Genomic DNA, 13,704 nt, shown 5'->3' with positions numbered 1-13,704 from the left:
ATCAGATCAGAGAATCATTATTTTTTAAATTTCCCGAAATTATCTTCGAGAAACTTTCTTCTGAAATCAAAAATAGCAGCCAGTTGTTTTCTGATAAATAAACGATTCGCAATAGCACCGATAAAACCAAAGGGTGGAGCATAAGTAACGATATCGGTCATTAAAACACCTCCGTCAACCTCTTCAATGTGGTGTTGGTGATGCCAGAATTTATAAGGTCCGATTCTTTGTTCATCGATAAAATATTTTCCGGGTTTTACCTGAGTTATTTCTGTCATCCAGTTTAGCTTTATTCTTAACAAAGGCCTGATCGTATAAGTGATGACCATTCCGGGATACATATTTTCTCCACCTGAATTACCAGTTACTTTGAAATCCATATAAGCAGGTGTTATCCTGGCAAGATTGTCGGGATTCGAGATAAAGTTCCACACTTCATTGATATCTGCCGGTATAGGCTGTATTCTGGTAAATTGATAAAAAGGCATTATAACGTATGTTAGTAGTATATCAATAATTTAATATTAAAATTCAAAAATGAATCCAACTGCCGGAACAATGGTAGCTGTTGTGTCATTGATAATAAAAATATTTGCACATTTAAGCAAGGCATTACCTATCTAATCAACAGTTTTATCCTTCATTAAACCACTTTCATTAAATATTTTGTACGAAAATATACTATTTTTGTAATTAAGATATGATTTATGTATTAAAATGTACTGAAATATCAAAAAAATAGTATAATTATGAACAGTTTTGCTTTGCTCGAGCAACTCATTGGTAAGTTGGAGGCTTATGAAAATGCGGCAGAGGATAAAAACAATTTATCCATGGAGGGGTTTTATCAATCTATCAGCGGTGAAGTAAACTTAACAGCGCTTAAAAATTCGTTTATCGGAGAAGTGCCAGAAACAGATGCTGCTGATCGAAAACATTTTATTGAAACAAATATTGAAAGAGTCATTTCTCAAAACTTTCTTTTTCTATACAGATATATTAAATACTACTCAAAAATTGCACTTAAAGAAAGTGTCATTAATAGTATTGAAGAGTTTGGAATGGCAATGACGGTATTGCAATATCAATCCATCTCCAAAACCGATCTGATCAAAAAAAATGTAATTGAAAAAAGTAGTGGCGTTGAAATTATTAATCGATTGATTAAGATTGGTTTATTGACCCAAACTGATAATCCGGATGATCATCGCAGCCAATTGATTGGTTTGTCAGATCAGGGAAAATTCGAGTTGTTTAAAACATTCGAAAATATGAATACACTAGGCTTGATTGCTACAGGCACTTTGAATACAAGTGAAAAGGTACAGCTGGCGATGATTTTAAAGAAATTAGACCAGTTTCATTTTAATAATTACAATAATAAGAGTCTTAATAATCTAGAGGATTTCCTTCCATAAAACCTCATCGTTCAAATTTTTCATATTTAAAATAGTATTTTATTACTCTATTTTTTTCAAATTTTCATATAAATAACAATATTTGGTATATTTAAATACTTTTATGGCACAATAATAGTATATTATTAAACTAAATTTCCATGTAATTATTCATTCAAAATTTAGTAAAATGAAAACTCGATTTGCGTGCTTGAAATTAAGTGGATGGTTATTATCAACCACTTTGGTAGCTACATTATTGTCTTCATGCAATAAAGACGATGATAAAGACATGACTGACAAGACTATCAGCGGTGTAGTTACTACCAATACCAATTTCAGTATGTTGGCTACAGCTGTACAAAAAGCCGGCTTAACCGCCACACTTAATGGTAATGGTCCATTTACTGTTTTTGCTCCTAACAATGATGCTTTTATCGCATCAGGAGTAACCAATGCAACCATCAGTGGTTTACCTGCTTCTACGCTTGAAAACATTCTGTTGTACCATACGCTGGCAATGAATGTAATGGCATCAGCAGTTCCCCCTGGGCCTAACGCAGTTGTTGAAGCCATGAATGGTGATAAACTGTATGTTACACGGAATAGTAGTGGCGTATATATTAATGGCGTGAAAGTAGTTCAGGCTGATATTGCAGCTAAAAACGGAACCATTCACACTATTGAACGTGTATTGATGCCTCCTATGGGAAACCTCGTGGAAACTGCCGTAATGGATACGAGTTTTACTTACCTGGTTGCCGCAGTTTTAAGAGCCAGTGAAGGAAGTACAAATGTTGCGCAGGTATTATCGGGAAGTGAACCCTTTACTGTTTTTGCTCCTACTAACCAGGCATTCAGGAATGCCGGCTTTGCTACCATTGCATCTATACAGTCAGCGAACTCAAACACTTTGGCAGGTATACTGACTTATCACGTTTTGTCAGGACGTGTTTTTTCATCTGACCTGACCAACGGGGCAATGCCTGCAACATTAAATGGAGCTACTGTAACAATCGGCGTAAGTACAGGTGCTACTGTTAAGGGAATGGGTAACAGCAGTGCTTCCAATGTAATAAAAGCCAATATAGTTGCAGATAATGGAGTGGTGCATGTGATTGATCAGGTATTAATGCCATCAATGAACTAAGTTTTACAAAACTTTTTATTGCAATATTTTAGTGTGCCTGAAAGAAAACCCCGGGCAATGAGCAGGATTGGGGCAGATCCGTTATCCGGAACCTGAACTACTGTTGCTACCTGGCAGCAATGAAAATCAGGAGCCCGAAAGTAATAAGATAACATTTCCGTTCGTCCGGAAAGCTATCGCCGATACCTGATCCTGCTCATTTCAAAAATGCCTGGTTTTATGTAATTTCACTAAACTAAACACTTCTTTACTTTCATACTTATGCATTAAATTTTATATCATGAACTATGATCTCATTAAAAATGTGTTAGACCTTGTGGAAGATTTTGAATCGGCTGTAAAACGAGAAAAACTATACACCAATGATGCAAATGGATTCAGGAATTGGATATCAGATAATTTTACAACTGAAATAGAAAAATCCGAACCTGGTTGGGAGGGAAAAGACAAAGGCAGAACAGCAGAAAGTGTGATTAGCACATTAATCGTACACCTGAACAGATACGCAAAAACTTATGCTAAGTCTGCTATATACGATTCAGGTTTCTCTACGCAGGAAGAATTTGTTTACCTGATTAATTTAAAAGCATTCGGTGTTATGACGAAAATTGAACTGATTAAAAAAAATATTCAGGATAAACCTACCGGAATGCAAATTATCAACAGGCTAATTAAACATGGCTGGGTAGAACAAAACGAATCTGAGGTTGATAAACGCAGCAAAATGATCAACATAACCGAAAAAGGACTCACAGTTTTAGATCAGCAAATGATTAAGATACGGCAGGCAACTCAGATTGTTGCCGGTAATTTAACTCACCAGGAAAAAATGTCGCTGATTAGAATCCTCAATAAATTAAACGATTTTCACTACCCGATTTTTACCGATAACGTCGATACGCCTGAACTGCTGGATAGTGTGATAAAAAAATATTCACTGACTAGTAACTAATTAGTAGATGTTATCAATTGCTGAATACTATTTAAACATGCGTGTAAACTACATCAATTTCAACATTGAGTTTATTACTGAATTCATTCAAAAATTCTCGTTTGAATGAAGGCCAGTTCCAGAAAGTAAATCCTAAATCACTAAAGCCCCATTGAGGGAAAAACGAGAAACTGTGAATATCCGAGCGTATGCTACATGCAGGACAGGTTATTTCATCACTTAGCACACTGTACCATTCGCCCAAAAAGTCCCAACTTTCATTTACAATATCTGTTTTACAGCAAGGGCAGATCAGACAATCCATTGCATACTCTCCTGTATGAAACACATTCCTTTGCGTAATGATTTCTAATCCACAAGTATCAATATTAAATGGTAAATACTGTGATTCTTCCACTACTAATTTTGCTCCCTCCGCCACTGCAAAGCCATCCTCACGGCCTAATAAACAATGAGTGGGAATACTGTTCACTACATTAAGAGAAATCAACCATTTCACAATTTCACCGGCCTTCTTTTCTTTATCCGGAAAAACAGATATTCTGGGTACAATTGATATAGATCGGTCACTCATACTAGATACTTGATATCATAAAATTGAAGCAAAATATAAAGATATAAATACTTTTTAAGCTAAGAATAACCTGTTGAAACATTTTAAGTTTTTCGAAGTCTTTTATATAAAAGAGTATTGTTTTGCTATTTCCCCAAAGTAATCTATCGCATCTTTATGAATATTCCATCCATAAAAAAGTTTTGTACAATAATTGGTATAATTCTTTTAAACAATCAGTCTTATGGTCAAAGCCAGATTGATACCATTGTCAAAAATGCCGTACAACAATATATAACACTAAATAGTATGGCCGGAATATCGGTAGGCGTACTATTACAGGATAAAAAATATACTTACAATTTTGGAATAGCAACATCTGCCACAGAAAAACCACCCACGGAAAATTCTATTTACAGCATGGGTTCTATCTCTAAAACATTTATAACTATGTTGCTGGCGCGCGCAGTAATAGATAATAAAGTCAGTTTGCAGGATGATATCAGAAAATATTTACCTGATTCAGCAGATTTTACAAACCTTGAATATAATGGCAGTGCCATAAAAATTCTACACCTTAGCAATCATACTTCCGGCATTCCATCACAATTGGCCACACTGCCCGTTCAATGGAATCAGTATTCAGTACAGGAAAAATATTTATTCAAAAAAAAGTATACAATAGACTTTTTTTTAGACGATCTTAAAAAAATCAGGTTAGATACGACTCCGGGTATTCGATATGAATACTCCAATGCAGGGTTTAAATTACTAAGCCTCCTATTAGAAAGAATTTATAAAATGCCTTATGAAAAATTGGTGCAAAAATTTATTACCAATGATTTTAAAATGCCCGCCACTCAGGTATTTCTAAACGAAAAAAAATGGAAAAGATTTGCAGCAGGAACGCAGAATCCCGAAATACTTAAAACAACAAAAGATATAGATGATTTTACCAGTGGCCCTTCACTGACCTCTTCCGTAAACGACATGTTGAAATATTTAGCCATCAACATCACCCAGAAAAATAAGGCGGTTTTACTTACTCATAAAACCACCTTTATTAATGACGACAACATTGAGATCGGAATGGCATGGAGAATAACCCACACACAAAACGGAGACCGCTATTACTATCATTCGGGTTCTGGTTGGGGCTGTAATAGTATCATTTTGTTTTCTGCAGAAAAACGGGTTGGAGTAATCATCTTTGTAAATGAAAACACTGATCAGGCCCGGATAATTGCTACCGGAATAAACCTGCTGAGTCAATTAATCACCTTAAAAACACAAGAGAATAAATAAAAGTGAATACAATCCGATTACATTTTAGTAGTAAGCAGTAAGAAAAGCGCCTGAAAGTTATGTCATTTAAAACAATCACACGATCTTGAGCGCTTTAAACTTACATCATGAAAAAGATTTACATTGCTTTGCTATTCATCGTCGGATTGGTGCTGGTGGCAGTTTTTTCCACTGCAGCCTATCTGAAATTTTACTTACCAGACATTGCAAAATCACCCGAAATAACTGTTGAACAAACTATTGAAAGAGTTGAACGCGGACGTTATTTAGCTAATCATATTACCGTATGTATGGATTGCCATAGTACCAGAGACTGGTCTAAATTTGCCGGCCCGTTAGCAGGAAACTTTGGAGGTGGAGGGGAAAGATTTGATCAGGAGATGGGATTTCCCGGTACCATTTACTCACCTAATATTACGCCGTATAATTTAGCAGACTGGACAGACGGCGAACTTTATCGCACTATTACTACCGGCGTTAACAGAGAAGGAAAAGCACTATTTCCAGTAATGCCTTATCATGATTATGGAAAAATGGATAAAGAAGATATTTATAGTATCATTGCTTATATAAGAACATTGGAAAGTGTTGAAACAACTAATCCCGAAAGAGAATTGGATTTTCCGGTAAGTTTACTGGTGAATACAATGCCGGTGGAAGCTGAACACAGAACAAAGCCTGCCGAAAGTGACCGTTTGAATTACGGACAATATCTGGTAAGTGCTTCGGGTTGTGTGCACTGCCATAGCCAAAGAGATAAAGGAGCAACTGTACCGGGAACAGAATTTGGTGGAGGAATGGAATTTGGACAGCCGGCAGGTATACTTCGCACACCGAATATTACCCCACACGAAAAAACCGGCATCGGCAGCTGGTCGCAGGAAGCTTTCGTAAGCAGATTTAAATTGTATGCAGACAGTACTTATGAAGCCCCAACGGTTACACTTGCAGATTTCAATACACCAATGCCATGGGGTATGTATGCAGGAATGAAAGAATCAGATCTCGAAGCAATGTATATCTACTTAAAGAGCCTGAAGCCGATTGATCATGCAATAGAACGTTTTCAGAAAAATTAGCTTCAGCATTAAAGAATTAAAAAACTCCTGCCGCTTCGCTTTGGCTTATTCTATCTTATGATTGCAATTTAAACATGAAGCGAATGAAGTTGAAAAGCGAATGATGTGCTGTTTTCCGCGTTGCTTTACCTTCATACCTTCATACCTTCATTTTCTTCATGTTTCCCATTACAATTTAAACATAGGAGAAATGAAGTACTTTATTTTCAAATAGTAGAACCGGCTTCTTCTTAATTCCTTAATTTCTAAATGGTTCATGACTATTAACGTCCGATAACTTCTTTCCGGTGAGCTAATCCCCAGTTCCACAATTCAAATAATACATTCCTCAGCGACATTCCATGCTCAGTCATGCTATATTCAATAGTTTGAGAAAATGAATCATTCACTTCTCTTTTAATCAGCTTATTCTCTTGTAATACTTTCAGCTCTTTTGACAATGTTTTATCAGTAATACCAGTTACCTCTCGCGAAAGCTCTCTAAATCGTTTAGGGCCACTGCACAAAGCATATAAGATAAGCAGCTTCCATTTTCCTTCCACCGCCTCCAACGCATCCTTAATAGAGCGCATCGCTTTTGAACAATCCTTTTCCGGCAACATATTCTTAATGTTTAACTTTCAATATTCGGAATATACTTTCCCGCAGGAAAGCACTATCTTTTGGATAGTAAAGATAGTTATTTTTGTAGCTACAACCGATTTCGGTATAAATGAGCTTTCTTTTATCTAAATAGTGTACTAATGAAGTGTGTAGAAATATTTAAAACAAATGTATCAACCTCAGAAGAAGCTGACCAGGTTATAAATGCAGTAAAAAAAGTATTACCACAGGCACAGATCAATTTTGATCTAGATGATTGCGATAAAATACTTCGGGTAGAAGGTATTTCAACCCCATCCGGTATGGTTGTCAGTACCGTAATGGAACTTGGTTATTATTGTGAAGCAATACCTGATAAAGTTTGTACAGACAGTGACACATCATTAAAGGATTCGGAAAACTCATGGAACCATAGCTTTAACGAAAACAAAGCCATATGGGGTTTTGAACCTTCCGGCTCAGCAGTTTTAGCTAAAGAATTATTTCTTCAGCACGGAGTTAAAGAGATTCTCATACCAGGTTTCGGATATGGTAGAAATGCTGCCCTCTTTATAAAAAACAATATAGAAGTAACGGGTATCGAGTTATCCGGCAGTGCCATTGAACTCGCTAAAGAATATTATGGAAATGATGTAAAAGTTTTTCACGGATCAGTAACCAGCATGCCCTTTGAGAAAAAGACTTACGATGGCATTTTCTGTTATGGACTACTTTACTTATTAAATGCAGAACAAAGACTTAAATTCATCAAAGATTGTTATAACCAATTAAAACCTGGTGGTTGGATGGTATTTTCCGTCGTTTCAAAAAAATCAGTCAACTATGGAAAGGGTAGAAGTGTAGGTAAAGATACTTTCGAAGCAGCAAAAGGAATAGAAGTTTTCTTTTATGATGTTGAGAAAATAAAAGAAGATTTTGAACATTACGGTCTTTACAATTACTTCGAAATAGAAGAACCGGCTAATCCAACTACAACTTTTAGTTTTTTATGGATCAGCTGCAACAAAAAACAAATCACTTAACATATTTTCTACTCCACAATAAAATTATCAGATACCGGAACAGTCTCTCATTTCTTTTCTTAATAAAAAATAAGAAAAGAAATTCCGGTTCAGGATATTCTTTTACCTCTAATTGCTGCTCGAACTTACGATTTACCAAAATACAATCCTAAAAAATAACAGCATATAAATAGTACTCACAATTATTTTTGAGAGGTAAACGAATGATACTTTGTGGATCTTGTGGTACAAAATACAGTTAATAACAGAGGTGTAAAAATTGCGTGAAATGATTGTATTACTTTATAAAGTTTACACTTCTTAAAAGTATAAATAATTGCTTTTCAGTTTTAAATGCAAAAATATTGATTTTATGCTATTACAATCATTACTTCAGGAGTTTGAACACGAAGTGAATAGTACCCGTAAATTACTACAGGCCATTCCCGAAAAAGACCTGGGTTACAAACCCTCTGAAATTTCCTGGACAATGGGCGAGCTGGCTCAACACATTGCCACCATTTATTATTGGTATGTGGGTACACTGACGCAAGACGTTTATGATATAGCTGCTGATCAGTTGGAAAGAGGTGATGTCAATGATATAGGGGCTACAATTGAATTATTTGAAAGCAATGTAGCGAAAGCCAGAAAAGCACTGGAATCAATCAGCGAAGAAAACCTGCAGGAACACTGGAAAATGAAATCAGGTGAACATCTGTTAATAGGTCCTCTGCCAAGAGGTATTGTAGCGCGTGAGTTTTTGTTTAATCATATATATCACCACCGGGGAGAAATGATAGTGTATCTGCGTGCAACAGGAAATAAAGTTCCGGGATTATATGGTCCTACATACGAAGAAAGCAGAAAAGCATAAACTCCCGGATACTTAAATACATTATTTCCAGATGATATGGCCGCTGGCGGTTTCTATTCTGTCTTTATTGTTCCAGATAACAGGTAATACCCCGGGAGAATTTTCCTGATTGGGGTCTACATTATATTGTTTTCCGTCATTGGGAATAATTTTCAGATCCCAGGAATGCCCCATCGGGCCGGTTACACGGTAATGTGTACCTACTAACAGATAATTTCCGTCAGGTGAAAAAACAGGTCTTGCTTCAACAAAATTACTGGTAGTAATCTGCGTAACATTTTCACCATTCATATCCATAGTATGAATATGATTACCAATTTTCACGGCCAGCTGAGTGCCTTGATGATTCACCGTCAGATCACTCCAATCTGCATATTGCATGGTGCGCACTAAAGTACCGCTGGTATAGGGAGGATCCACACGAATGATATTATTACCATGTGTCAGTAACAACGCATTGCCGGGCAACCAGAATTGTACATCATGCATTGAAAAAGGAACCCCATCGATACCGTCAAGTCTGACTACAAAATCACCATTTGTTTTTAAAATAGTAATGCCATCCTCTTCTGTATCGTTTGATTGAACCAGAATCATGGTATTGTCGGGAGATAAAAAACCGTCACAGTAACTATTACCGGCCGGACTGGTATAGTTAAATTGTTCAACAATTGCATTGTCAGAAAGGTTACTCAATGTGAACTGTACGGGGTAGTTTCCTATTGTACTTGCATTGTGCGCAGTAAGTTTGAATTTACCATCTCTTGAAACATCAAAATTATTCAGCTTGGAATCGTCCATAAAAGCTCCACCTTCGCCACCGGGAAAACTCATTTTCAAAATTCCCTGAGTTGCCCATTTGTAATAAATGGTACCCCTCAAAGAAGAAGGATAGTGATTGTTTCCATTTTCATTATCATTTTTGCTACAGGAGGTAGTCAGTAATAAAAAAAATACGCAATACTGAAATATTTTCAATTGCTTCATCTGGTCTGATTTAAAGTGAATAATAAAATGGTAAATCCTTTCTGCCACAGCGTATAACAAAAACTAATCCAAACAGCACAAACTGCGACTAACTAAATTCAGAGGACTGTTGTTTTTCCAAAACTTTTTGCTACATTTACTATTATGAAGTCTTCAACATATACAACAATTATCAACATGGCTAAGCCTTGGATTTATTAAATACCGGAACAATCCGGTAATCTTTCCTTTAAAAGAAGACAATCATTGATTGCTCTTCACAATTTTGTTGTACAATTATTTCATTAAATTTTTATGGAAAATAATAAATGGTTCCGAACCTATTTATTTATATGGAGCGGACAATTCATATCAATGCTCAGCAGCTATGCCGTTCATTTTGCGGTAATAATCTGGCTAAGTTTAGAGCATCAATCGGCTGAAGTACTGGCTTATGCCGGTATCGCAGCACTCTTGCCACAGGCGTTAATCGGCCCTTTTGCTGGCGTGTTTATTGACCGTTGGAACAGAAAAAGAGTTATGATTTTTTCAGACGCATTCATTGCTTTCTGTACCCTGATCATGGTCTTTATATTGAGGAATGACAATCCAGACCTGTTTTGGATTTATGTTTTACTGGGATGCCGTTCTGTTGGAAATGCATTTCATTCACCCGCCATGCAGGCAATAGCGCCATTGATTGTTCCTGAAAACGAACTGCTTCGTGTATCAGGTATTAATCAGATGTTACAATCTGTTAGTACCATTATAGGCCCGGCAGTAGGAACATTGGCAATTACATACTTTTCAATTTCCAATGTGCTTTATCTGGATATTATAGGCGCTGTTGCTGCCATAACTTCACTTTTATTTGTAAGTATTCCACATTTGAAAAGAGAAGATACATCATCTGTTTCAGCAGTTTTTACAGAATTGAAAGAAGGTCTTCAGGCTATTCATCAGAATAAAGGGTTGAAATATCTTTTTATTTATGCAATGCTGGTAACATTTTGTGTAATGCCTGCAGCAATTATGTTTCCATTATTAACCACTGGCCATTATGGAGGAGGTAAATGGGAGATGAGTTTGATAGAAATCGTTTGGGGAATCGGAATGTTGGTAGGAGGCTCTGTATTGGGAGTTTTTCGTATCAAAACAGCCAAAGTGATACTGATAAATACCATGCATATTATACTCGGATTGTCTTTTGTATTGTGCGGAGGATTTCCTGCGTCGTGGTTCGTCGGTTTTGTATTGGCAACAACAATAGCAGGAGTAGCAATGTCTATTTTCTCGGCCGCCTTTATGACCATTATTCAGGAAGAAGTAGTACCGCATATGCTTGGGCGCGTATTTTCGCTCTATTTTAGTATGGCTATTTTACCGAGCATTATAGGACTATTATTTACCGGCCTGATTGCTGAACGGATAGGAGTTGCCAACTCACTTATTATATCGGGAGCGTTAGTAGTAATAATTGGTATTATCTCCTTTGTTACCCCCGCTTTGATGCGGTTGGCAAAAAAAGAGCGGCGTCAGACAGCTTCCTCAACCTGATTTTTTCAAAAAAAGCTGAATCATAATTGCAACGTGTATATTAATGATTTTGCCTGTACACCGTCCGGCCAATCAATGTTTTCAGCATGTGAATATTTAAACCCAAAATATTGATTGGCTGCGCGGGACACAGTATTTCCCTCTCTGTGAGAAACTGTGATACTTTGACATTTTTGTTGCCTTGCCCAGTCTATTCTTGCCTGATAAAACAACCTCGACAATCCTTTACCGCGATAAGCAGGCCTGATGAAAGAGGCAATGAAAATAGCATTTGAAGCATTTTCTTTGTTTAATACCACCCCGGTTAAACCAATCAACTGTTGCTCATTGTACAAACCAAAAATTGCCCGTGACTTATTTTCTAATAAAGATATCCAATGTTGCTGATCATATTGTTCTTCTTGCAAATAGTTACTACCAAACATTCCGGGGTCGGTTCGTAATGCCTCCAACCTGATTTTTTATATTCTTCCCATTGACCAGGCAAAAATTTCATTAAACTATAATTATCAGCATCTTTTATTTCATAAATGTAAAATATTATTGTAATAGAGCCATCAATAATAAAATCACTGCAATGCTTTCAATAAGCATGTTATTGCATCTTATTAAATTATCTTAATGGCACCAGTTTTGAGATAGAAGGCAGAAACAGTATCATTCATCTCTAATAAAGATAATATTTATGTCGAGTAGTATTAAATATAGTTTTGTGATGGCAACTTTAGTATTGTTGTCGTGTGGTAAATCGGATAGTAGCGGAAACAAAAACTGGCCGAACTTACCTGTAAAATCAGATTTATATATTTATAGTACCGGCAACATTCAAAAATTAAACTTATCAAATGGAGAGCTGCATACAATAGGTGGGTCGGAAGACAAACCTGATCAAAGCCGCGCAGTGGATGTTTCAAGAGACGGCTCTGAAATAGCTTTCATTTTCTATGATTATTCTTTACAAAATGGTACGGTGAGAGAAATACGTATAATGAATAATGCAGGTGAACGAATTGAAACAATTCCTTTAACTAATCAATACAACTCAATAAAAATATCACCCGATAAGAGCAAATTTGTTTGCAAAAGATTGACAGAAAATACGATTGTTGTTATTCAGCGGAATGGTGAAATAATAGGTGGGTTTACAAATGTTATCAGTGCTGCATGGACACCAGATGGCAGATTAGTATTTTCTAATGAAAGAGGTGAAATATATGTATCTAACAATGATTTTTCGTCGGCAAACATTATTGCAACGCTGGGCTCTCCTGTAAAAGAAGTAGATGTTAGTAATGATGGTCAGAAAATAGCTTTTTACCGTTCAGGTAATGTATGGGCGTTAGACATAGACGGTAACAATCTTCAACAGATTACCAATTCTTCATTAGAGTGCTTTATGCCTTCGTGGAGTAAAGATGGTAATCATCTGGCTGTACTTTGGGGTGCCAGTCAGGAGCAAAGCCATTTGAGTTTTCCAAAAGTTTACCTCGTACCGGCTAATAAAGGAATAATTCAGTTATCGGAAAACAGTACGGATGCAATCATGTTATATGAAAAATGGCCCCGGAACGACAACGACAGGGAATATACAGAATTATCAAGTAAAGCACAGCCAATGTTACGTTAAAGCTAATTTAAATTAAAACAGTATATTTAAATAAAATCTAAAATTATCGACAACAAAATCACTCTTTTCCGACATTTCGAAAAATATATTAAACTAAGTAATGAGCTAAAATCAGTTTTAGACGAAAGGATAACATTTGTTTCTTTTAAAAAGGGTGATATCGTGCAGGATGCTGATAAAGTATGCACAAAATCATACTTTATTCAGAAAGGGCTTTTTAGGGCCTACTTTTTAAAAGACGGGAAAGAAATAAGTGATTTCTTCCCGTCAGAAAATGAATGGTGCAACTCGCCAAAAAGTTTTATAACACGTCAAAAAGACATTTACTACATAGACGCCATCGAAAACACCGATACGTTTTGTCTTAATGTAAACGACCTTGTCTTTTTATTTGACAACTTCCCTGAAATGGAACGTTATTCAAGACTTTCAATGGGTACTGTTTTCGGCCATCTGATGGAACGCATAGTTTCTCTCCGGTTTACAACAGCAAAAGAAAAATACGATCATTTTGTTAAAACCTATCACGATATACATCACCGCATACCATTGGGAATGATTGCATCTTATTTAGGAATTACACAGGAAACATTAAGCCGGATAAGAGGCGATAAATAACTTTTTGATACAGATCAAA

The 13,704-nt window shown here is 36.2% G+C and carries 15 protein-coding genes; 10 read left to right on the top strand and 5 right to left on the bottom strand.

Annotated elements, in window-relative coordinates:
- Positions 1-17 precede the first annotated feature (17 nt).
- Complete coding sequence (locus D9O48_RS15820; RefSeq protein WP_126973955.1) at positions 18-488, bottom strand: SRPBCC family protein; 471 nt, start codon at positions 486-488, stop codon at positions 18-20.
- A gap of 261 nt (positions 489-749) precedes the next feature.
- Between D9O48_RS15820 and D9O48_RS15815 the strand changes: the two genes are divergently transcribed.
- From D9O48_RS15815 to D9O48_RS15805, 3 genes are all read left to right on the top strand, one after another.
- Positions 750-1,418 (top strand): MarR family transcriptional regulator, encoded by a 669-nt coding sequence (locus D9O48_RS15815; protein ID WP_126973954.1) that lies wholly within the window; start codon positions 750-752, stop codon positions 1,416-1,418.
- A gap of 169 nt (positions 1,419-1,587) precedes the next feature.
- On the top strand, positions 1,588-2,547 hold the full coding sequence (locus D9O48_RS15810) for a fasciclin domain-containing protein (protein WP_126973953.1): 960 nt from the start codon (positions 1,588-1,590) through the stop codon (positions 2,545-2,547).
- A gap of 280 nt (positions 2,548-2,827) precedes the next feature.
- Positions 2,828-3,499: a MarR family winged helix-turn-helix transcriptional regulator gene (locus D9O48_RS15805; protein WP_126973952.1), complete on the top strand. Its 672-nt coding sequence runs from the start codon at positions 2,828-2,830 to the stop codon at positions 3,497-3,499.
- Between the two features lie 31 nt (positions 3,500-3,530).
- Here D9O48_RS15805 and D9O48_RS15800 read toward each other — a convergent pair whose 3' ends face one another.
- The gene (locus tag D9O48_RS15800) at positions 3,531-4,073 is read right to left on the bottom strand and encodes a hypothetical protein (RefSeq protein WP_126973951.1); all 543 of its coding nucleotides are present in this window, start codon (positions 4,071-4,073) and stop codon (positions 3,531-3,533) included.
- 156 nt (positions 4,074-4,229) lie between these two features.
- On the opposite strand from D9O48_RS15800, the gene D9O48_RS15795 reads away from it, so the two are divergent.
- Both D9O48_RS15795 and D9O48_RS15790 read left to right on the top strand, forming a co-directional pair.
- A complete protein-coding gene (locus tag D9O48_RS15795; protein ID WP_126973950.1) occupies positions 4,230-5,357 on the top strand; it encodes a serine hydrolase domain-containing protein in 1,128 nt (375 codons plus the stop codon).
- 107 nt (positions 5,358-5,464) lie between these two features.
- A complete protein-coding gene (locus tag D9O48_RS15790; RefSeq protein ID WP_126973949.1) occupies positions 5,465-6,436 on the top strand; it encodes a c-type cytochrome in 972 nt (323 codons plus the stop codon).
- 263 nt (positions 6,437-6,699) lie between these two features.
- Here D9O48_RS15790 and D9O48_RS15785 read toward each other — a convergent pair whose 3' ends face one another.
- Entirely contained in the window at positions 6,700-7,038 is a 339-nt protein-coding gene (locus tag D9O48_RS15785; protein WP_126973948.1) for a winged helix-turn-helix transcriptional regulator, read from the bottom strand.
- 141 nt (positions 7,039-7,179) lie between these two features.
- Here D9O48_RS15785 and D9O48_RS15780 point away from each other — a divergent pair, with 141 nt between their 5' ends.
- Positions 7,180-8,061 carry a class I SAM-dependent methyltransferase gene (locus tag D9O48_RS15780; protein WP_199750597.1) on the top strand — a complete coding sequence of 294 codons (882 nt, stop codon included), beginning with the start codon at positions 7,180-7,182 and terminating at the stop codon, positions 8,059-8,061.
- Between the two features lie 352 nt (positions 8,062-8,413).
- Positions 8,414-8,917 (top strand): DinB family protein, encoded by a 504-nt coding sequence (locus D9O48_RS15775; RefSeq protein ID WP_126973947.1) that lies wholly within the window; start codon positions 8,414-8,416, stop codon positions 8,915-8,917.
- A 21-nt stretch (positions 8,918-8,938) separates the two neighbouring features.
- On the opposite strand, the gene D9O48_RS15770 is transcribed toward D9O48_RS15775, so the two are convergent.
- Positions 8,939-9,904: a TolB-like translocation protein gene (locus D9O48_RS15770; protein ID WP_126973946.1), complete on the bottom strand. Its 966-nt coding sequence runs from the start codon at positions 9,902-9,904 to the stop codon at positions 8,939-8,941.
- A 294-nt stretch (positions 9,905-10,198) separates the two neighbouring features.
- Here D9O48_RS15770 and D9O48_RS15765 point away from each other — a divergent pair, with 294 nt between their 5' ends.
- The gene (locus D9O48_RS15765) at positions 10,199-11,440 is read left to right on the top strand and encodes an MFS transporter (protein ID WP_126973945.1); all 1,242 of its coding nucleotides are present in this window, start codon (positions 10,199-10,201) and stop codon (positions 11,438-11,440) included.
- Between the two features lie 20 nt (positions 11,441-11,460).
- On the opposite strand, the gene D9O48_RS15760 is transcribed toward D9O48_RS15765, so the two are convergent.
- The gene (locus D9O48_RS15760; RefSeq protein WP_126973944.1) at positions 11,461-11,892 is read right to left on the bottom strand and encodes a GNAT family N-acetyltransferase; all 432 of its coding nucleotides are present in this window, start codon (positions 11,890-11,892) and stop codon (positions 11,461-11,463) included.
- Positions 11,893-12,125: 233 nt separating this feature from the next.
- Between D9O48_RS15760 and D9O48_RS15755 the strand changes: the two genes are divergently transcribed.
- Both D9O48_RS15755 and D9O48_RS15750 read left to right on the top strand, forming a co-directional pair.
- Entirely contained in the window at positions 12,126-13,067 is a 942-nt protein-coding gene (locus D9O48_RS15755) for a PD40 domain-containing protein (protein ID WP_126973943.1), read from the top strand.
- A 162-nt stretch (positions 13,068-13,229) separates the two neighbouring features.
- Positions 13,230-13,685 (top strand): Crp/Fnr family transcriptional regulator, encoded by a 456-nt coding sequence (locus tag D9O48_RS15750; RefSeq protein ID WP_126973942.1) that lies wholly within the window; start codon positions 13,230-13,232, stop codon positions 13,683-13,685.
- Positions 13,686-13,704 lie beyond the last annotated feature (19 nt).

Source organism: Gynurincola endophyticus, assembly GCF_003991195.1.
Taxonomy (GTDB): domain Bacteria; phylum Bacteroidota; class Bacteroidia; order Chitinophagales; family Chitinophagaceae; genus Gynurincola; species Gynurincola endophyticus.
This window is presented reverse-complemented; position numbering and strand designations above follow the sequence as displayed.